This window comes from Amycolatopsis sp. NPDC049688 (genome assembly GCF_040674975.1).
Taxonomy (GTDB): domain Bacteria; phylum Actinomycetota; class Actinomycetes; order Mycobacteriales; family Pseudonocardiaceae; genus Amycolatopsis.
This window is the reverse complement of record NZ_JBFANY010000002.1, coordinates 407,657-427,845: the sequence shown is the minus strand read 5'-3', so window position 1 is coordinate 427,845 and position 20,189 is coordinate 407,657. Positions and strand designations below refer to the sequence as shown.

Below are 20,189 nucleotides of genomic sequence, written 5' to 3'. Positions count from 1 at the left end.
ACTTTCCCTTCCTTGCCCGTGCTGACCTGGAGCGGACCGCTTTCGTGGCACAGTGCGGGGCATGAACTCTGACGTGCTCGTTGTGGGATCCGCCAACGCCGACCTCGTCGTCGCGGTGGACCGGCGGCCGGGTGGCGGGGAGACCGTGCTGGGTGGTGACACCGTGCTCTCGCCGGGCGGCAAGGGGGCCAACACCGCGGTGGCCGCGGGGCGGCTCGGCGCGGACGTCGCGCTGGTCGGCGCCGTCGGCGACGACCCGTACGGCCGGCTGCTGCTCGACTCGCTGCGCGCCGCCGGCGTCGACACCGGCCTCGTGCGGACCAGCGACCGGCCGACCGGCATCGCCTACATCACCGTCACGCCGGACGGCGAGAACTCGATCCTCGTCTCCCCGGGCGCCAATTCCAGCCTGGAGCCCGCCGACGTCGACGCCGTGTTCGACGGGGTCGAGATCATGGTCGTCTCGCTGGAGGTGCCGCTGCCGACCGTCGAGCACGCCGTCGCGCGCGCCGCCGAGGAGGGCGTGAAGGTGCTTCTCAACCTTTCGCCGGCGGCGCAGCTCTCGCCGGAGACGCTGGCCAAGCTCGACGTCCTGCTCGTCAACGAACACGAGGCCGCGTGGCTGACCGAGCCCGGCGCCGACTTCCGGAAGCTGCTCGACCTCGGGCCGCGGGCGGCCGTCGTCACGCTCGGCGCGGCGGGCGCCGTGGTCGTCGAAGCCGGTTCGGTGAGCCGGGTCGAGTCGCCGGCGGTCGAGGCCGTGGACACCACCGGGGCGGGGGACGCCTTCGCGGGAGCGCTCGCCGCGTCGCTCGCCGAAGGCACCGACCTCGTGCCGGCGGCGAAGCGGGCCGTGCGGGTCGCGGCGTTCAGCGTCACGCGGCCCGGCGCGCAGCCGTCCTACCCGACCGCCGCCGACCTCGGGGAATGATCATCCGGCCTGTCGTGTTGCAGCTCACATGGGCGATTCGTTCGGCTCGGCCTGGTGGCGCGGTTACGTCGCCCAGCTGAGGGCGATCGCGGACGCGCGCCGGCCGGATCACCTCGCGCTCATGCCGCTCGACGAGACCCTCAAGGCGCTCGGCAAGCAGACCGAGATCGACGAAGGCGTCTACGAAGTGCCGCTGGACGGCGTCGTCGGAACCGTGGCCCGAGCCGGGGACTTCGACCGCGAGTTCCGGCCGCGAAACCGGGCGCTGCGCGACCGCTGGGAGCACCTGACGCGGACGTCGGCGGACCTCCCGCCGGTGCGGCTGGTCCGGCTCTCCGACATGTTCTTCGTCGAGGACGGCCACCACCGCGTCGCGATCGCCCGCGCCCGCGGCGCCCGGGCGATCCGCGCCCGCGTCCGCTGGATCGGCACGGTCGCCTGCGCGCTGCGCTGCCTGACCCTGGCCGACCTGCCATCGAAGACCGCCGAGCGGATGTTCCTCGAGCGCGTCCCGCTGCCGGACGACGTCCGGCTCGGGCTGTGGCTCGACGATCCGGCCGACTGGTTCCGGCTCGCCGACTCGGCCGAGGCGTGGGGTTTCCGCCGTATGCTGGCCGGACGGCCGGTGCGCAGCCGCGAAGACCTGGCCGACGCCTGGTGGCACGAGGAGGTCCGGCCGGTGCTCGAACAGGTGCGCAAACGCGGTTTGTGCCCGCCACCACGAGATATCCAGGCGTATCTGAGCTATGGTCTAGACCATGTCGTCTGAGCTTCTGTCCGGGGTCGCCGTCAGCCCCGGCCGCGCGAGTGGTCCCGTCGTCCGTGTCGCGGAGCCGCTCGGCGAGCCCGCAGCCACCCCGGCCCCGGCCGACCCGGCCGCCGAAGCCGCCCGGATCGCCCCCGCGGCCGCGACCGTCGCCGGCCGGCTGGAGAAGCAGGCCGAGAGCGCGACCGGCGAAGCGGCGACCATCCTCATCACGACGGCCGCGATGGCCGCCGACCCGGCGCTCGCGTCCCAGGCCGAAACGCTGGTCAAGACGCAGGGGCTGCCCGCGGCGCGAGCCGTCTACCAGGCCGCCGAAGGCTTCGCCGAAGCGCTGGCCGCGGCCGGCGGGTACATGGCGGAGCGCGTCCGCGACGTCCGTGACGTGCGCGACCGGCTGATCGCCGAGCTGCTCGGCATCGCGCCGCCGGGCGTGCCCGAACTGGCGTCGCCGAGCGTCCTGGTTGCGCGTGACCTCGCCCCGGCCGACACGGCGGGCCTCGACCCGGCGAAGGTCCTCGCCCTGGTCACCGAAGAGGGCGGCCCGACGAGCCACACGGCGATCCTGGCGCGCGCGCTCGGCATCCCGGCCGTCGTCGCGGTCCGCGGTCTGCTGAACCTGGACGCGCAAGCGCTTGCGGTCGACGGCGACACGGGCACGGTCGAGGTCGCGGACCCGTCGGCCCCGATCGTCACGGCGACGGTGGCCGAGCTGGCCGAGTGGAACGGCACCGGCGCGACGGCCGACGGCCACCGCGTGAAGGTCTACGGCAACGTGGGTTCCCCGGCCGACGCCCAGGCGGCGGCGGACGCGGGCGCCGAGGGTGTCGGCCTGTTCCGCACCGAGTTCTGCTACCTGGACGCCTCGGACGAGCCGTCGGTGGCCGACCAGCGCGCCGCGTACACGGCGGTGCTGGCCCCGTTCGCGGGCAAGCCGGTGATCGTGCGGACCCTGGACGCGGGCGCCGACAAGCCGCTGGCCTTCCTGTCGCCGGACGCCGAGCCGAACCCGGCGCTGGGTGTCCGCGGGCTGCGCGTGGCGTTCGACCGCCCCGAGGTGCTGGACCGCCAGCTCGAGGCCATCGCGGGCGCGGCGGCGGATTCGGGCGCCGAGGTTTCGGTGATGGCCCCGATGGTCGCAACGGTCGAGGAGGCGGCCTGGTTCGCCTCGCGGGTACGCGCGGCCGGCATCGCCCGAGCGGGCGTGATGATCGAGATCCCGGCGGCGGCGCTGAGCGCCCGCGAGATCCTCGAAGCGGTGGACTTCGTCTCGGTCGGCACGAACGACCTGGCCCAGTACACGTTCGCGGCGGACCGCCAGCTCGGCGCGGTGGCCAAGCTCAACGACCCGTGGCAGCCGGGCCTGCTGCGCCTGCTGAAGCTGATCGGCGACGCGGCCAAGGCCACCGGCAAGCCGGCAGGGGTCTGCGGCGAAGCGGCCGCGGACCCGCGGCTGGCACTGGTCCTGACGGGCTTGGGCCTGACGAGCCTGTCGATGAACGCCCCGGCAATCCGCACGGTGGGAGCCAGCCTGGCAGCGGCGAGCCTCGCGGAGTGCGAAGCCCTGGCAGAGGCGGCCCTGGCAACATCGGACCCAGCGGCCGCCCGCGCGGCGGCCCGCCCCTGACAAGGCGGGTTCGCGGGGTCAGTTCCTCGATGAGGCGGCTTGGCGGGCGCGCTCGGCAAGCCCAGCTCGGCGGGACGCGCCTCGCTGGTGCGGCTTGGTGAAGCCCGGCTCGACGGAGGCGCGGCGCGGTGTGGCCCGGCCCACGTGGAGCTTCGGCGGTAGGCCCGCCTCGATGAGGCTGCTTGGCGGCCCGGCTCGGTGAGCAAGGTTGGTCGGACGCGCCCCGCCGGCGCGGCTTGGTGAGGCCCGGCCCGGTGGGTCAGCTCGCTGGCACGGCTCGCTAGTAACCCAGCTCGGTGGGGCCCAGCTCGCGGGGCACGGCCGGACCCAGCTCGCTGGCGCGGCTTGGTGGACTCGGCCCGGCGGGACGCGGCTAGGCGGCACACGGCTCGGTGGGTCTGGCCCGGCGGGACGCGGCTAGGCGGCACACGGCTCGGTGGGTCTGGCCCGGCGGGACGCGGCTCGGCGGCACACGGCTCGGTCGGCCCGCCCGGCGGGACACGGCTCGGTGGGGCGCGGCTGTGGGTGAGGCGCGGCTCGGTTGGCGCGCACCCCAGGAAGCGCTGCCCGTGGTCGCCCCAGCCCGCGGTGGCCGTCCCCGTGCTGGCCGCCCGTGGTGCCGCAACCCTCCTCAGCCGGCGACCAACCCCAGTCAAGCAGCCACTTCCGCTCGATTCGACCCCCACCGAATCATCCCCACCCGCAGGGGCGCCCCCCCACTTTCAGTCTATCGGTCATCACCGACAGTGCCGGGCTGTGCCAACCTGAACAGGCGCAGTTGTCCACATTGATCGAGGGGTGTGAACAACTCGCCCGAAGTCCGTGAAGGTCATCACCGCAATCCGGAGGTGGCCTTCACGGACTTCCCTCCGGAAAAACTTCCGGCCGGTTGTCGATCCCGCCCTTCTCCGCTCGACGCAGGGGTGAAGCGAACGATCGAGCCGAGAGGACCTCACCATGACCGCCACCACCATCGCCGCCCCGGCTGATGCCGTCCGGGCCGGACGTCGGGAGTGGATCGGGCTGGCCGTGCTGGCGCTGCCCACCCTTCTTGTCTCGCTCGATGTCTTCGTGCTCGTGCTCGCGCTGCCGAAGCTGGCCGTCAGCCTGCACGCCGATGGGACCGAACAACTCTGGATCATGGACACCTACGGCTTCATGGTCGCCGGGTTCATGGTCACCATGGGGACCCTCGGGGACCGGATCGGGCGGCGGAAGCTGCTGCTCATCGGGGCCGCCGCCTTCGGGGTCGCCTCCGTGGCCGCCGCCTTCTCCACCAGTGCCGGCATGCTCATCGCCGCGCGGGCCGGGCTCGGGATCGCCGGGGCCACCCTTGCGCCCTCCACCCTTTCGCTCATCGGGACCCTGTTCCACAACCCGCGGCAGCGGGCCGAAGCCATCGGGATCTGGGCCGGCTGCTTCTCCGTCGGGGCGATCGTCGGGCCGATGGTCGGGGGCTTTCTGCTCGAACACTTCTGGTGGGGCTCGGTCTTCCTGCTCGGCGTGCCCGCCATGGTGCTGCTGCTCGTCGTCGGGCCGAAGCTGCTGCCGGAGTACCGCGACGAGACCGCCGGGCGGCTCGACCTGCCCAGCGTCGCCCTCTCGCTCGCCGCGATCCTGCCCGCCGTCTACGGCGTCAAGGAACTCGCCCGTGACGGCGTCCGGGCCGTTCCCGTGCTCGCCCTGGTGATCGGTGTCGTCGTCGGCTACGTCTTCGTCAAGCGGCAGCGCACGCTCGACGACCCGCTGGTCGACTTCAGCCTGTTCGCCGCGAAGGCGTTCCGGACCACGCTCGGCGGGATGCTGCTGTTCAGCATGCTCGGCGGCACGACCATGCTCTTCGTCGCGCAGTTCTTCCAGCTCGCCCAGCACCTGTCGCCGGTCGGGGCCGCGCTGGGGCTGCTGCCCGGGATGGCCGGCTCGACCGTCAGCTTCCTCGCCGCGCCCGTGCTCGCCCGGCGCGTGCGGCCGGGTGCCCTGATCGCCGGGGGGATCGCCCTCGCCGCGTCCGGGATGGTCGTCCTCGCGCTCGTCGACCCCGCCGCCGGGCCGGTGTGGCCGTCGCTCGGGTTCGCCGTGACGTCGCTGGGGGTGGGGCCGATGGTCGCTCTCGGCACCGACCTCGTCGTCGGCTCCGTTCCGGTGCGCAAGGCCGGCGCCGCCGCTTCGCTGGCCCAGACCGTCAACGAGTTCGGCTACGCCTTCGGCCTCGCGACCGTCGGCACGCTCGGCAACGCCGTCGTCCGCGCCCACGGCCTGCCCGACGGGCTGCACGTCGTCGCCGGGCTCGCCGCCGTCGCCTTCGCCGCCCTGATCTGGTTCGTCGCCCGGCACCTGCGGTCGATCCGGCCGCTCGCCGCCTGAACGGGCGAAGGCCTCCCCACCCGATGCCTGGGTGGGGAGGCCTTCTTGACGCCGGGGGCAGAGGGGCCCCGGCTAGCCGAAGAGCCCGCGCCGCGGGTGGCGGACGACCAGCGAACCGCCGTGGACCCGGCCGCTCAGCACGTACCGGGGGTTGCCCATCCGGCCGTTGCTGCGCGTCTTGTCCTCCATCGAGCCGAACTTGACGTCGCCGATCGAGTTGAGGTCCACCGCCGCGTGCTCCGGGATGATGATCTCGACCGAGCCCCACTTGGCGTCCAGTTCGATGTGCACCACCGGCGACTGCACCTGGGCCTCGGTGAAGTCCAGCTTCGTCGAGCCGTACTTGTTGCGCACGACCAGCTCGGACGGCACCACCCACGGCCCGCCGCGGTGCAGCGACGAATACTTCGCGTTCAGCTCGACGCGCGGCCCGCTCGAGTAGCCGCCGTAACCTGCCGGAGGCGCGTACGCCGGAGCGGCGGCGAGGGCCGCGGCCGGGTGGTAAAGACCCGCGAGGTCGGCCAGCACGGAGTTCAGCTCGCCGCGGGTCCGCGACGCCAGCGCGCGGTCGGTGCGCTCGGTGAACTCGTCGAGGTCGATCATCCCGCGGCCGATCGCCTTCTGCAGCACGCCGACGACGTGCTCGCGCTCGTCGTCCGACACCCGGAGATCGCGCTCGCTCAACGGCTTGGTTTCGGTCACCGGTTCCGCCGCCGCGGTCTCTTCCTCGCCCATGCCCACGATGGTAGAACCGGATTGCACCAGGGAGATCGGGGGAAAACCCTGAACGGACCCGTAGTCCGCGCCGCCGCGGCCGTCGCCGCGCTCCTCCTGCTGTCCGCGTGCACCAACGCCGTCGAACCCCCGCCGCCGCCACCGGGGCCGCTGGCGGAGCTCTCCGGCATCCTGGCGACCGGCGGCATCGGCGTCACCGCGCTGCTGCCGACCGCCGGACCCACCCTGTTCGACGCCGACCGCGGCCCGGCCGCCACCCCGCCCGGCTACCCCGGCGGTGACGTCCGGCTGGACGCCGTGCGGGTCGGGAAGCACGTCGTCCTGACGGTCCGCCCGCCGAACCCCCGGGACACCGAGCCCTCCGAAATCCTCGAGTACACCGGGCCGTCGAGCCCGCCGCGGTCCCTCGGCCGCGCCTGGTCGGCGGGTCCGGACGCCGGCGGCGAAGGCGTGTGGCTGATCCGGCAGGACGCGCCGGACAACTGCCGTCTCGAGCACGTCTCGCTCGCCGGGGGCGAGCCCGCGCCCGGCCAGCCCGCCAGCTGCCGCACCCGGGTGCGGACCGAGACCGCCCACGGGCTGCTGATCACCATCAACGCCGATGCCGCCGAATCGACCGACGCCCTGATCGAACCGGCGACCGGCCGCACGGTCCGGCAGGCGCCGCGCATCCTCGGCGCCGCCGGCGACTGGCTGCTGCTCGACGGCCTGACCGACCTGACCCTGGTCGACCTGCGGGACAACAGCAGCAAGAAGGTGAGCCGGCCCTCGATCGGCGCCGCACCCACCGTGGTGCCCTCGCGCGAAGGAGCCATTTGGGCCGTCGACTTCGCGAACGCCGCCTACCGCGGCACCAACACGCAGACGCGGGACATCTGGCTGCTGCGCCCGAGCGGGCCGACCTGGGACCACGCCCCGGGGATGCCGTTCGTCACCGAGCACCTCTCACGCGGCGGCGGCCTCGACTGGTCGGACGCCGGCGACCTCGTGCTCGCCGACCGCGTCCTGGCCGCCTGGCACCCGGGAGAACCGCAGTGGCGCCTGAGCCAGGCCGCCTTGCCCGGCGGTACCTGGTCCGGCTTCACCGTGCTGCCGTGACTACTCCCCGTCGAGGCCGTGCTCGATCGCGTACCGGGCCAGCTCGACGCGGTTGTGCAGCTGCAGCTTCCGCAGCGTCGACTGCACGTGGTTCTCCACCGTCCGGTGCGACAGCACCAGCCGCTCGGCGATCTGCCGGGCGGTAAGCCCCTTCGCGACCAGCCGCAGGACGTCGGTTTCGCGCTCGGTCAGCCGCGGCGGCTCGGCGCCCTCGGCCGGTGCGTCGGCCATCCGCCGGTACTCGCCGAGCACGAGCCCGGCCAGGCCGGCGGTGAACACCGGGTCGCCGGCGGCGGTGCGGTGGACGGCGTCGACCAGCTCCGCCGCGGACGCCGACTTGACCAGGTAGCCGGACGCGCCGGCCTTCACCGCCTCCAGGACGTCCTTGTGCTCGCCGCTGGCGGACAGCACCAGCACCTTCGTCGACGGCAGGGCCGCGGTGATCTCGCGGGTGGCGTCCACCCCCGAGGTGCTGCCCAGGTTCAGGTCCATCAGGACGACGTCCGGCTGCACGGTACGGGCGATCCGCACGGCCGCGCCGGCGTCCGGCGCGGTCGCCCGCACGTCGAAGCCGTGTTCGGTCAGATCGCGGGCCACCCCGTCGCGCCAGATCGGGTGGTCGTCGACCACCATCACGGAGATCCGCGGCTCGTCGCTCATCTCGCACCCCTCGTGCTCGGCACCCTGACCTCCCACTCCGTGCCCCGGCCGGGCCCGGTGTCCAGGGTCGCGCTCCCGCCAAGGTCGCGGACCCGCCCCCGGATGGATTCCACCACGCCGAGGTGCCCTTCCGCGGCCGCTCGCTCGAGAACGCCGTCCGGTATGCCCGGTCCGTCGTCGCGGATGCTCACCACGACCTCGTCGCCGAGGTCCTCCAGCAGCACCCACGCGTGCGCGCCGGGACCCGCGTGCTTCTCGACGTTCGCCAGTGCTTCGCGGGTCACGGCGACCAGCTCGCCGGTGACGTGCGCCGGCAGCTCGACGTCGTCCGCCGGCGCCGAGACCTGCACCGACGATGTGGCCAGCACCTGCAGCGCGGCGCGCAGGCTCGTCCGGCCGCTGTCGTTCGACGCCACCGGCTCGGTCGTCACCAGCGACCGCAGCGCGATCTCCTGCTCGCCGGCCAGCCGGGCCAGCTCCGCCGCTTCGCCGCCGACCTCGTTGCCGCGCTTGCGGACCCGGGCGAGCACCTGCAGCACGCTGTCGTGGATCGACCGCGCCAGCCGCTCCCGCTCGGCCGTCGCCGCCTCCTTGCGCAGGGCTTGCTCCAGCCGCGCCGCGGACCGGCGGGCCATCGTCGCCGCCATGCCGACCAGCAGGCCGGCCGCGGCGAGCAGGACGCCGTCGCGGGCGACGTCGAGGTCGAACTTCTCCCGCGCCAGCGCGGTCGCCACCCCGACGACCAGCCCGGCGAGCACCCCGCCGGCCGCACCGAAGCGCGCGCCCGCGGCGACCGGGGCCACGGCCGCCCACACCGTCGTGATCAGCGGGACGTTCAGCGCGAACTGCGCGTCGCTGAGCACCCACGGCGAGGTCAGCAGCAGCCCGGTGGTCAGCGCCAGGTCGAAGACGACCAGGGCCGGCGGCCGCGTCCGCTCGCGCAGGTAGAGGAAGCTGCTGACGACCGACCACAGTGCCATCACGCCGAGGATCACCCACGCCAGCCACTCGCGCCGGTACTGGCCGCTCTGCACGATCACCGTGCCGCAGGCGAACGCCCAGGTGAGCACGCGGAACGCCAGCACACCCCGCCACATGGGCGTGACGGGGTCGGGCGTCCGCCGGACGGTCACGGCTTGCCGTCGCGCTTCGGCGGCTCGGCCGGTGACGCGTCGGCTCCCTCCTCGCCGAGCGTCGCGATTTCGGCCTCCGGTCCCCCGGGCTCGGCGTCGTTCGGCTGCGCCGCCTGGTCCTTCAGGACGTTCACCTCGGCCGGGTCGGGATCGGTTTCGTGCAGCAGCGACCGCACCCCCGCGTTCAGCACGGCCAGCAGCGGCACGGCCAGCAGCGCGCCGGCGATCCCGCCCGCGACCAGGCCGGCGGTGATGGCGAGCACGACGGCCAGCGGGTGCAGCTTCACCGCCCGCCCGAGCAGCAGCGGCTGCAGGATGTGGCTCTCCAGCTGCATCACGCCGATCACGATGGCCAGCACGATCACCGCGCCGATGAACCCGTTCGTCACCAGGGCGATCAGCACCGCGACGCCGCCGGTGATGACCGCGCCGATGATCGGGATGAACGCGCCGATGAACACCAGCGTCGCCAGCGGGATCACCAGCGGCACGCCCATGATCCACAGGCCGATGCCGATGCCGACCGCGTCGACGACCGCCACCGCCGCCGTCGCCCGCACGTAGCTGACCAGCGACGCGAACCCGCGGCGCCCGGCGACGTCGACGCGGTTGCGGACCCGCTGCGGCACCGCGCGGACCAGGAACGACCAGATGCCCTCGCCGCCGCTGAGGAAGAAGATCGTGATGAACAGCGTCAGCAGGAAGCCGGTGAGGATCTCGCCGACGGTGCTCGCGGTGGTCAGCGCGGTCGTCGTGATCGACGCCTGGTTGTTCTGGATGAACCCGATCGCCTGGTTGATGAAGTCCTGGATCTGCTCCTGGCGCAGGTGCGGCGGCCCGTTGAGCAGCCAGTTCTTGATCTGGTCGAGGCTCGCGTTCACCTGCTGCTGCAGCTGCGGCAGGCCGGAGGAAAACTGCGTGACCACGAACGTCAGCAGGCCGCCCAGCACGGCGAGCCCGGCGATCAGCACGATCGCCGTCGCCAGCCCCCGCGGGAACCGCACCGCCACCAGCTTCTGCACCGCCGGCGCCAGGAGCGCCGAAACGAGCAGGGCGATGGACAGCGGGATGACGACCACCGACAGGTAGCCGATCACCCACACCACGGCGTACAGGGCGGCGACCACCACGATGAACCGCCACGCCAGCGCCGCGCTGATGCGCAGGCCGCGGGGGATCAGCCCGGTGACGTCCTCGTGCTCCGGCAGGAACGGGTCTTCGCGTCGCGCGTGGCTCACCGGCTCACCGTAGCGGCTGGACCGCCCGATTCGGCCGCTTTCCCGCTGCCGCGTCCGACACGCTCGGCGGCCAGCGATGATCACCGATCGTCAAACCGGGTTACACCGTGTGTCTTTCACACGATGGGGGCATCAAGTCCGGTCGGAGGTGCGCGGCGCGGTGCCGGTTTGGTTAGGTCGGCTCCGCAACGGCATGTGGCCGAGCGATCACCGATCCCAGGAGACCCACCAGTGGCTAACACCGCGACGAACGAGGGGCAGGGCGCCAAGCGCGTCGGCCGGCTCGTGTCGCGTGCGCTGCTGGTGCTCGGGGGCGCAGTGGCCGGCACGGCCGCCGCGTGGCTCGTCTCCGGCGCGGCCGCCTCCGCGGACACCGTCGAGGTCGGCACCGCGTCCGTCACCCCGGCCACCGACGCCACGGCGGGCAGCCTCGGCGACGTGAACCACGGTGCCGCGCACTTCGCGGGCGACGTCGCCGGTGGGGTCGCCGAGACGGCCTGCCACCAGGACGCCACGACGTGGAGCGAGCCGCACCGCCCGTGCAGCCCCACCGACGCCGCCGCGGTCGAGCAGGAAGTCTCCGAGCGCGTCAGCGGCTCGGTGGCGGACCTCGCCGACGACGCGGTGCTGAGCCCGGCGGAGCGCACCCTCGGCGCGTTCGAGCACATCGCCCGCAAGCCGGAGGACACCCGCCAGGTCATCGAGCAGACCATCGCGCCCGAGCCGGCCACCGGCTTCGGCCACCACGTGTGGCAGCTGCTCGACCCGGCCGGCCGCGGCACCCTGGTCCCGCTGCCCGGCGTCTCGGGGAGCGCCTCGGCCGAAGCGCCGATGACCCCGGGAGCGGGCGAGGCGCCCGGCACGCCCGGCGTCGCCACCGTCGAACTCCCCGCCGCGTTGCAGGACGCGATGCCGGCGGGCCTCCAGCACGACGACGTCACCGGTGCCGCGGGCCAGTCCCGCGACGAGCACCGTGACCTGCCGTCGCCGCTGTCCCCGGCGCAGCTTCCGGTCGCGCCGGCCGTCCCCACCGCCCCGGGTGGCACCAGTGCCCCCGGTGGACACCTCGACGGTTTCAACTTCGGCGTCCCGTCCTGGACGACCGAAGCCGTCGACACCGCCGTCGCGGCGATGACCCGCGCCGGCCTGCGCCACTCGCTGCGCACCCCGGGCGAACAGCCCGGCGTCACTCCTGACTGAACACCTCCCTCCACGGGTAGCTGACGCTCCCACGTCCGTCCTTCGCTGACGGCGTCGCGTCCGCCTCGATCCCGTGCACGGCGGTGCGCCTTGGTGCGCCCGCACGAAGTCCTTCCCCCTCCGGGTGCGGCTCGGACCCGTTCCGAATTCGACGAGCGCACCCCCACAAGCCCGCAAGGGAACCCGAAATAAAGGAGAAAAACCCCATGCAGACGTGGGCAAAGCGCGGACTCCAGACCGCACTTGTCACGGGTGGGTTGCTGATGCTGGGTACCGGCATCGCTTCGGCCGACGAGAACGTCAACCCCGACACCCCGGCCTCCCCGCTCGACCTGAACGTCACGGCTCCGATCCAGGAAGCCAACAACGCGGTCGGCACCCCCTTCGGCCAGCTGGACCTGCCCTCCGGGCAGACGGAGCTGAGCACCAAGCCCGTCAGCAAGGCGCTGAACGAGGGCTCGAAGCAGTTCGACTACGCGAGCCCGGTCAACGACACCACCCTGGGCGGCGCGTCCAAGGAAGACGGTGCGGGCGGCTTCACCCCGAGCCACAACAACCTCAAGGGCAACAAGATCAGCGGCGACGTCGTCGTCCCGATCCAGATCGTCGACAACGCGACCGGCGTGGTCGGCGACGCGCACGTCGACGGCACCCACCACCAGCAGACGTGGGGCCACGACCGCGACCTCAAGACGACCGGCCGCGACTCGAGCGTCGCGGGCAACGCCGTGGCCCTCGACTGGGCGATGCCCGTCCAGATCGCCGGGAACGGCGGCGGGCTCGCCGGCGGCACCGGCCGCGTGACCGGTGGGTCGGCCAGCCAGAGCACCACCGAGACCGGCGACGTCTCCACCAACGGCGACGGCTCGTCCCTCTCCGGCAACGTGCTGGCGGGCCACTTCGCCACCCCGGTGCAGGTGACCGGCAACGCCGCTTCCTACCTGCTCGGCAACGGGCAGAGCCACGGCTACTCGGCCGACACCGTCGCGTCCTCCGGCGGCACGCTGCTGAGCTCCGGTGACAACGCCTCCGGCTCGGGCAACGTGGTCGGCGCGCCGATCGCCCTGCCGGTGAAGTTCAACTGCAACGCCGGTGCGGCGTGGGGTGCGCTGGCGAACTCCGACAGCTGCAACACTTCGGCCGACGCCACGGCCGGCAGCACCCGCAAGAGCCGCATGGGCATCCCGACCTACCTCGAGACCAGCGGCAACGACTCGTTCCTCTCCGGCAACGGCGGGGCGGCCGCGCTGTCCCCGATCGCGAACGTCGCCGGTGTCGCGGGCTCGTGGATCGGCAACGCGTCGACGGGCATCCCCGGGCCCAGCACGTCCTCCAGCACGGCCGACTCGGGTGGCTTCGTCAAGACCGCCGGTGACGACTCGAGCGGGTCGGGCAACGTCCTGAACCCGTCGGTCGGGCTGCCGGTCGAAGCCTTCGGCATCGGCGGCACCTACATCGGCCAGGCGAACGCCGCGCACGACAACACGACCGACGCCAACGCCGGCAACGGCAGCTACACCAAGGGCAACGGCGCCTTCCTCGGTGGCAACATCGTCAACACCCAGGCCGCGGGCGCGCCCGAGGTCTTCGGCATCGGCGGCAGCCACATCGGCAACGCGACCGGCAAGGCGACCGAGGACAAGACGGTCACCGCCGGGGCGTACGACGGCACGCAGGGCAGCGACTCGACCGGCTCGGGCAACCTCGTCCAGGTGCCGGCCGGCCTCCCCCTCGAGGTCTTCGGCATCGGCGGCTCGTTCATCGGCCAGGGCTCCGGCGCGGCCGACGAGACCAAGGTCGTCTCCGGCGGCGGCGGTGGCAGCACCGTGGACGACGGCGGCTTCCTGAGCTCCAACCTGGGCACCGTCCCGGCGTCGATCCCGGTGCAGGCCGCCAACATCGGTGGCGCCCTCATCGGCCAGGGCCACGGCAAGGGCTCGACCGACACGACGTCCAACGCGGGCGGCCCGGTCAAGGCCCACGGTCCCGGCGGGGCCGGCGCGGGCAACATCATCGAGGCCCCGGTCGCGCTGCCGCTGCAGGCGATGGGCGTCGGCGGCGCCCTCGGCGGCATCGGCACCGGTGAGAACGACAACATCACCGACGCGACGGCGGGCGGCAACGCCACCACCGACGGCCGCTTCGGTGCGCTGACCGGCAACATCGTGAAGGCCCCGATCGCGGGCGCCGGCTCGGTCTTCGGCGACGGGCTCGCCGGCGGCGCGCTCGGCACCGGCGCAGGCACCAACGACGTCTCGTCGATCGCGGGCGGCAACGCCACCACCAGTGGGGACGGCGGCAGCGGGGCCGGCAACATCGTCGGTGTCGACGCGCTGCCGGTGGCGCAGGTCTTCGGTGACGCCGCCAGCGTGCTGGGCGTCGCCAAGGGCGCCGGCGTCAACATGACCGACGTGACGAACTCGGGCAACGACACCACCTCCGGTGTCGAGGGCGCGATCTCCGGCAACATCCTCGACCTGCCGGTGACCGCGATCGCGCAGCTGTTCGGCGACTCGGCGACCGTGGGCGGTGTCGCGCACGCCGTCGGCGAGAACACGCTGACCACGGAGAACGGGGGCAACTCCGTCACCAAGGGCGACGGTTCCGCGCTGTCGGGCCTGAACTCCTATGACGCGTTCGCGCTGCCGGTGCAGATCTACGGGGTGCCCCTCGAGCTGATCGGGAACGCCACCGCGTACGCCACCAACGCGACGAGCGTCGACGACGAGGCCATGCACGCCATCGCGTTCCCGGAAGAGGGCTCGGAGCTGGCGGCCGACGCGCTGCCGTCGCTGGCCGCGGTCCGCAGCAGCCTCGCCCACCGCGACCTGCCGTCGGTGAAGGGGCTGACCGGCGTCCTGCCGATCACCGAGCTGCTCGGCGGGCTGCCTTCGCTCGACGAACTGACCCACGCGCGGCCGGTCGCCGGGCTGCCGTCGGTGAAGGAGCTGGCCAGCTCGCGGCCGGTGGCCCACAAGGTGCCGGTCGCCGGGGTGTCCGCCAGCGGGCTTCCCCCGGTCACCGTTCCGATGAACCAGCGCGCCGACCTGCCGTCGACGGCCAACGCGCTGGCCGGGGCCACGAAGTCGGTGCAGCTGCCGGCCGTCGGTGTGCCGGCTCTGCCGAAGGCGGGCCTGCCCACCGCGCCCGCCCTGCCCGCCGCGCCCGCCCTGCCGGCCGTGCCTGCCCAGGGCCACACCCAGCGTGTGACCCTTCCGGTGCTGCCCGCCGTCGGTGGGCTGCTGCCGACCCACGGCCTGCCGGCCGTCGGTGGGCTGCTGCCGACCCAGGGCCTGCCGGCGGTCGGTGGGCTGCTGCCGACCCAGGGCCTGCCGACCCAGGGCCTGCCGGCCGTCGGTGGCCTGCTGCCGACCCAGGGCCTGCCCCTCGTGGGCGGGCTCCTGCCGGCGCACACCCAGCGTGCGGCCCTGCCGACGCCGGGCCTGCCGGCCGCCGGCCTCCCGGCGCTGCCCGCGCTGGGCGGCGTCCTGCCGGGCCACACCCAGCGTGCGGACCTGCCCGCCGTCCCGGCGCTGCCGGCCACCTCGGCCCTGCCGGTCGCTCCGGCCGTCCCGACCCAGCTGCCGTCGAACGTCAAGGTGCCGGCGCTGGACAGCACCCCGCAGGTCCCGGCGATGTCGGGCCTGGACTCCACCGGCTTCCTCGCGAAGCTGCTGGGTCTGGTGAAGCGCAAGTAGTGCGGTGACGCCGGCGGGTTCCCCGGAACCCGCCGGCCCACGAACCCCGCGATCACGGCGGCCGGCGCTCCACCGCGCCGCGAGGGCGACCTCGCACGGAGCGCTTCGGCGACGCGACCGCGGATGCGGGTCTCCCGCGAACACCGGATAGCTCTCCTTCCCTGGAGACGACGAGCCCCAGGAGCCGAACCGGCTCCTGGGGCTCGTTCGCGTTCGCGGGAAGGTTCAGGAGAACTGCAGGGAGCGCTTCGCCAGGCCGTGCCAGAAGCCGTCGATCACCGTCCGGCCGGAGCCCTCGTCCGAGGCGGCGCCGAGGGAGACGAACAGCGGCGCGAAGTGTTCGATCCGCGGGTGCGCGAGCGTGGCCGCGGGCGCCTTGTGCCGGAAGTCGAGCAGCGTGTCGACGTCGCCGCTGCCCAGGGCCTCGGCACCCCAGTGGTCGAACTCGGCCGACCACGCCGGCGGTGTCCCGTCGGTGGCGCGGGCCATGCCGCTCAGGTTGTGGGTGAAGAACCCGCTGCCGATGATCAGCACGCCTTCGTCGCGCAGCGGCGCGAGCTTGCGGCCGAGGTCGAACAGCTCCCGCGGGTCGAGCGAGGGCATCGAGACCTGCAGCACCGGGATGTCGGCGTCCGGGTACATCTCGACGAGCGGCACGTAGGCGCCGTGGTCGAGGCCGCGCTCGGGCGCGTCGTGGACCGGCGTCTCGGTCGAGCGAAGCAGCTTGCGGACCTTCGCCGCCAGCTCCGGTGCGCCGGGAGCCGTGTACTTCACCTGGTAGTAGCGCTCGGGGAAGCCCCAGAAGTCGTAGACCAGCGGCACCGTCGTCGTCGCTCCGAGGGTCAGCGGTGCCTCCTCCCAGTGCGCCGACACGACCAGGATCGCGCGGGGCTCCGGGAGGTCCGCGGACCAGCCGGCGAGCTGGCGGGTCCAGGTGGCGTCGTCGGCGAGCGGCGGGGCGCCGTGGCTGAGGTAGAGAACCGGGGTGCGGGTCATCGGTCGCTCCAGTGATTGAAAATTCAACTACTAGTGTACCTGACGCCCGCGGGTGCCGGGATATTCCTCAGGCGGCTTCGAGGTTCGCCGCGCAGCGCTCCAGCGTGCGGATCGTGGTGCGGTAGTCGTCGTCGCTGATGCCCTCGATGCTCTTCGCGCGGAACGCCTTGACGCGGCCTTCGACGCGGGCGTGCGCTTCGCGGCCGTCGGTGGTCAAGGCGCCGTCTTCGGCGACCCAGCCACGGGCACGCAGGTCGGCCAGCTTCGGCGCCATCGAGCCTTCGCCGGCGACGAACGGCGCCATCGCCGCGTCGACCTGCTCCGGCGTGCGGGCGCCGAGGGCGATCGTGTTGAGTACCTGCCAGTGCCGGCGGGTCAGTGATTCCGCCTCGAGTGCGTGGGCCATGGAGGATTCGAGGAGCTCGTGGAGGTGGCGGAGCCACCAGCCGAGGGGTTTCATGAGTACTCCTGGATGTCGATGAACAACTACATGTAAAAGTACATGTAGTTCGGAGGTGGAGCAACCATGACGGACGCGGTGGCCGACGTCGAGCGCGCCATGATCGCGATCCGCCGCAGCCAGCAGCGGCGAGCCCTCAGCCGGATCGCCAAGGCGAGAGGCCGCGGCGCGCCCGACCCGGTGTTCGAGCTGCTCGACGTCGTCGAGGAGCTCACCGAACGCGGCGAGGCCGGCACGGTGACCGCGTTGAGCGCGGCGATGGGCGTCGACCAGCCGCGCGCCAGCCGGCTCGTGGCGCGCGCGGTCGAGCAGGGACTCCTCCGCCGCGAAGCCGACCAGCGCGACGGACGGCGTGCGGTGCTCGTGCCGACCGAAGCCGGCCAGGCGCACCTCGACGAGATGCACGCCTTCCGCCGCGGGGTGTTCGCGGAGGTGATGGCGGACTGGCCGGACGAGGACCGCGAAACGTTCGGCCGGCTCCTCACCGCGTTCGTCCGCGGGTACAGCGCCCTCGGTTAGTCGTGCGAGAGGTCGACGAACCGGCTGTAGTGCAGCTGGTGCGCGACGGTGATCGTCGCCGTCGGCCCGGCGCGGTGCTTCGCGATGATCAGGTCCGCTTCGCCCGCGCGCGGGTCGTCGCGCTCCCAGGCGTCCGGGCGGTTGACCAGGATGACGAGGTCGGCGTCCTGCTCCAGTGAGCCGGACTCACGCAGGTCGGACAGCATCGGGCGCTTGTCCGTGCGTTGTTCCGGACCACGGTTCAGCTGGCTGATCGCGATCACCGGGACCTCGATCTCCTTCGCCAGCAGCTTCATCTGCCGCGAGAACTCCGAGACCTCCTGCTGCCGCGACTCGACGCGCTTGCCGGACGTCATCAGCTGGAGGTAGTCGAGGACGACGAGCTTGAGGTCGTTGCGCTGCTTGAGCCGCCGGGCCTTCGCGCGAATTTCCATCATCGTCATGTTCGGCGAGTCGTCGACGAACAGCGGTGCCTCGGACACCTCGCTCATCCGGCGGGCCAGCCGCGTCCAGTCGTCGTCGGACATCTTGCCGCCGCGCATGTCGGCGAGGCGGATCTTCGCCTCGGCCGAGAGCATGCGCATGACGATCTCGGTCCGGCTCATTTCCAGGGAGAAGATGACGCTGGTCAGGCCGTGCCGGATCGACGCCGACCGGGCGAAGTCCAGGCCCAGGGTCGACTTGCCGACACCGGGCCGGGCCGCGACGATGATCATCTGGCCCGGGTGCAGGCCGTTGGTCAGCTCGTCGAAGTCGGTGAAGCCGGTCGGGATGCCCTGGGACTGGCCGCCGCGGGAGGCGATCGCGTCGATCTCGTCCATCGTCGGCTGCAGCAGCTCTTCCAGCGCGACGTAGTCCTCGCTGGTCCGGCGCTCGGTGACGTCGTAGATCGCGGCCTGCGCGCGGTCGACCACCTCGTCGATGTTCGCGCCGTCGGCCGCGGCCGCGCCGTAGCCGTACTGCACGATCCGGGTACCGGCCTCGACCAGCCGGCGCAGCACCGCCTTCTCCGAGACGATCTCCGCGTAGTAGCCCGCGTTCGCCGCCGTCGGCACCGTCGCGATCAGCGTGTGCAGGTAGGGCGCGCCGCCGACGCGGCCCAGTTCGCCGCGCCGCTCCAGCTCCGCCGACACCGTGATCGGGTCGGCCGGCTCGCCGCGGCCGTAGAGGTCGAGGATGCAGTCGTAGATCGCCTGGTGCGCGGGCCGGTAGAAGTCGTCGGGGCCGAGCGCCTCGATGACGTCGGCGACCGCGTCCTTGGACAGCAGCATGCCGCCGAGCACGGACTGCTCGGCCGCGATGTCCTGCGGCGGCTGGCGGTCGAAGCCCCCACCGCCACCGGGACCGGGGTCGCTCGGACCCGGGTCGTTCTCCGCATACATCGGACTGCGGTCGTCGGTCAGCGCCACCGCCCCGGACACCTCCTCATCTGTCGAACACTCGTTCGAGTATGCCGGATCTTCGCTCTCGAAGCACGTGGCCGGTGCCCGTGCTTTCGTCCCCCGGACCCGCCCCCGATGATCGGCGACAACCTTGTCCGGCCGGCGCAGACACGCGGAGCGCCACCGTGAGTACAGGCCCGACCGGGCACGCTAGATCCCCCGGAAGGCCGATGGCAATTTGGGGTGGGGACCCTTCTGTGGACAACCTGGGGATGAATGGGGGTAACCAGTCACAGGTGCCGCTAGAGCTGTGGACAAGTTGGGGACAAGCGTGATCGGCTTTGGTGAATGCGCAGGTCAGCGGCTGTGGACATGGTGTGGAGAACTCGCGGAAAACTCGTCCGGCGTGTCGCGTGAAGTCCGTTCTTCGGCGTGTCGTGGACCAGGTCGAGCCCATTGACCGGCGCGGCCTGTGGATGGATATCACGGAGAGTGGAGGGCTGACCCGGAGGGCTGAACGACCCGCGCATCAGGCCGCGGTGAGCCGGCCCTGTGCGCTGCGTAACCGTTCGGCGAGAACGCGCTGGTCGGCCGGGGTGAAGGCGATCCGGTTCTCGCCACGTCCCGGAATCTCCTCGGTCAGCCACCGGCCTTCCGAGGTATCGATGTAGTTCACCGGGCGTTCGATCCGGTGCCGCGCCCCGGTGCGGGTGCGGGCCGCGACGTACAGGCTGCCACTCCCCATCCGGCGTAACGCGAGGATCCGGCGGAGCTCGTCGGCTTCCTGCGAACCCTCGGCCGGGCGGTCGTTGCGGAGCACCGCGAACCCGCCTTCGTCACTCCGGGCGGTGCCCTCGATCTGGCTCTTCGGCACCGCGAGCGGTGTCCCGCGGCCGGGCGCCAGCTTGGGGATCTGGCCCAGGAAGTCGTCGAGCAGCTCGTGCGGCTTCGTCGACTCGAGCACGACGACGTCCAGCTCCTCGTGCTTGGCCAGCACGAACGCCTCGCCACCCGCCGAGCCGGCGAACAACCGGTAGCTCACGGGCTTGCCCTGGAAGCCGCCGTCGATCCAGCCGTAGTACTCCAGCTGCGGCCGGGCGATCGCCTCGACCGTCGCGACGAACCCCGGGTGCATGCCGCGCGGGCCGAACAGCCCGGCCTTCGCGAGCTCGGCGTTGGTCCGCTCGTCCTCGGCGCGCTGGGCCTCGTCGCTGTACCAGGCCGGCTTTTCCGACAGCACCGGGTGCGGCTCGCCGCCCCGGCGCCGGATCAGGTTGATCAGGGTGCCGGTCGTGATGGTGACCTGCCTGTCCAGCACCGCGCTTTCCCCCAGTGGATCGTTGGTGAACCCCGCCAGAGCCGGGCGCGCCCATCTTGGCACGCAC

General features: G+C 72.7%; 16 protein-coding genes. 8 read left to right on the top strand and 8 right to left on the bottom strand.

The window, feature by feature from the left end:
* Positions 1-61 precede the first annotated feature (61 nt).
* The 4 genes from AB0J55_RS07970 (at position 62) to AB0J55_RS07955 (ending at position 5,685) form a co-directional block, all read left to right on the top strand.
* Positions 62-931: a ribokinase gene (locus AB0J55_RS07970; protein ID WP_364244425.1), complete on the top strand. Its 870-nt coding sequence runs from the start codon at positions 62-64 to the stop codon at positions 929-931.
* Between the two features lie 28 nt (positions 932-959).
* Positions 960-1,700 carry a hypothetical protein gene (locus tag AB0J55_RS07965; protein WP_364244423.1) on the top strand — a complete coding sequence of 247 codons (741 nt, stop codon included), beginning with the start codon at positions 960-962 and terminating at the stop codon, positions 1,698-1,700.
* Complete coding sequence (gene ptsP / locus AB0J55_RS07960) at positions 1,690-3,321, top strand: phosphoenolpyruvate--protein phosphotransferase (protein WP_364244420.1); 1,632 nt, start codon at positions 1,690-1,692, stop codon at positions 3,319-3,321. Before AB0J55_RS07965 ends, ptsP begins: the two co-directional genes overlap by 11 nt.
* A 957-nt stretch (positions 3,322-4,278) precedes the next feature.
* Positions 4,279-5,685, top strand: a complete 1,407-nt coding sequence (locus AB0J55_RS07955; RefSeq protein ID WP_364244418.1) for an MFS transporter — start codon at positions 4,279-4,281, stop codon at positions 5,683-5,685.
* Positions 5,686-5,757: 72 nt separating this feature from the next.
* Here AB0J55_RS07955 and AB0J55_RS07950 read toward each other — a convergent pair whose 3' ends face one another.
* Positions 5,758-6,420, bottom strand: a complete 663-nt coding sequence (locus tag AB0J55_RS07950) for a DUF1707 domain-containing protein (protein ID WP_364244415.1) — start codon at positions 6,418-6,420, stop codon at positions 5,758-5,760.
* A 21-nt stretch (positions 6,421-6,441) separates the two neighbouring features.
* On the opposite strand from AB0J55_RS07950, the gene AB0J55_RS07945 reads away from it, so the two are divergent.
* Positions 6,442-7,518, top strand: a complete 1,077-nt coding sequence (locus tag AB0J55_RS07945; RefSeq protein WP_364244412.1) for a hypothetical protein — start codon at positions 6,442-6,444, stop codon at positions 7,516-7,518.
* Here AB0J55_RS07945 and AB0J55_RS07940 read toward each other — a convergent pair whose 3' ends face one another.
* The 3 genes from AB0J55_RS07940 to AB0J55_RS07930 are packed head-to-tail and all read right to left on the bottom strand — an operon-like array spanning position 7,519 to position 10,549.
* The gene (locus tag AB0J55_RS07940) at positions 7,519-8,178 is read right to left on the bottom strand and encodes a response regulator transcription factor (protein ID WP_364244410.1); all 660 of its coding nucleotides are present in this window, start codon (positions 8,176-8,178) and stop codon (positions 7,519-7,521) included.
* A complete protein-coding gene (locus tag AB0J55_RS07935) occupies positions 8,175-9,275 on the bottom strand; it encodes a DUF5931 domain-containing protein (protein WP_364244407.1) in 1,101 nt (366 codons plus the stop codon). Before AB0J55_RS07935 ends, AB0J55_RS07940 begins: the two co-directional genes overlap by 4 nt.
* A 32-nt stretch (positions 9,276-9,307) precedes the next feature.
* Positions 9,308-10,549, bottom strand: a complete 1,242-nt coding sequence (locus AB0J55_RS07930) for an AI-2E family transporter (RefSeq protein ID WP_364244404.1) — start codon at positions 10,547-10,549, stop codon at positions 9,308-9,310.
* A gap of 231 nt (positions 10,550-10,780) precedes the next feature.
* On the opposite strand from AB0J55_RS07930, the gene AB0J55_RS07925 reads away from it, so the two are divergent.
* Positions 10,781-11,749: a hypothetical protein gene (locus AB0J55_RS07925; RefSeq protein WP_364244402.1), complete on the top strand. Its 969-nt coding sequence runs from the start codon at positions 10,781-10,783 to the stop codon at positions 11,747-11,749.
* A 206-nt stretch (positions 11,750-11,955) separates the two neighbouring features.
* A complete protein-coding gene (locus AB0J55_RS07920) occupies positions 11,956-15,447 on the top strand; it encodes a PE-PGRS family protein (protein ID WP_364244399.1) in 3,492 nt (1,163 codons plus the stop codon).
* Between the two features lie 225 nt (positions 15,448-15,672).
* On the opposite strand, the gene AB0J55_RS07915 is transcribed toward AB0J55_RS07920, so the two are convergent.
* Entirely contained in the window at positions 15,673-16,443 is a 771-nt protein-coding gene (locus AB0J55_RS07915) for a class III extradiol ring-cleavage dioxygenase (protein WP_364244396.1), read from the bottom strand.
* A gap of 67 nt (positions 16,444-16,510) precedes the next feature.
* A complete protein-coding gene (locus AB0J55_RS07910) occupies positions 16,511-16,903 on the bottom strand; it encodes a MarR family transcriptional regulator (protein WP_364244393.1) in 393 nt (130 codons plus the stop codon).
* A gap of 66 nt (positions 16,904-16,969) precedes the next feature.
* Between AB0J55_RS07910 and AB0J55_RS07905 the strand changes: the two genes are divergently transcribed.
* Complete coding sequence (locus AB0J55_RS07905; RefSeq protein ID WP_364244390.1) at positions 16,970-17,422, top strand: MarR family winged helix-turn-helix transcriptional regulator; 453 nt, start codon at positions 16,970-16,972, stop codon at positions 17,420-17,422.
* Here AB0J55_RS07905 and dnaB read toward each other — a convergent pair.
* Together dnaB and AB0J55_RS07895 are read right to left on the bottom strand one after the other, a co-directional pair.
* Entirely contained in the window at positions 17,419-18,831 is a 1,413-nt protein-coding gene (dnaB, locus tag AB0J55_RS07900; protein WP_364245951.1) for a replicative DNA helicase, read from the bottom strand. The two genes, AB0J55_RS07905 and dnaB, sit on opposite strands and share 4 nt — an antisense overlap.
* Before the next feature lie 502 nt (positions 18,832-19,333).
* Positions 19,334-20,122 carry an ESX secretion-associated protein EspG gene (locus tag AB0J55_RS07895; RefSeq protein WP_364244387.1) on the bottom strand — a complete coding sequence of 263 codons (789 nt, stop codon included), beginning with the start codon at positions 20,120-20,122 and terminating at the stop codon, positions 19,334-19,336.
* Positions 20,123-20,189 lie beyond the last annotated feature (67 nt).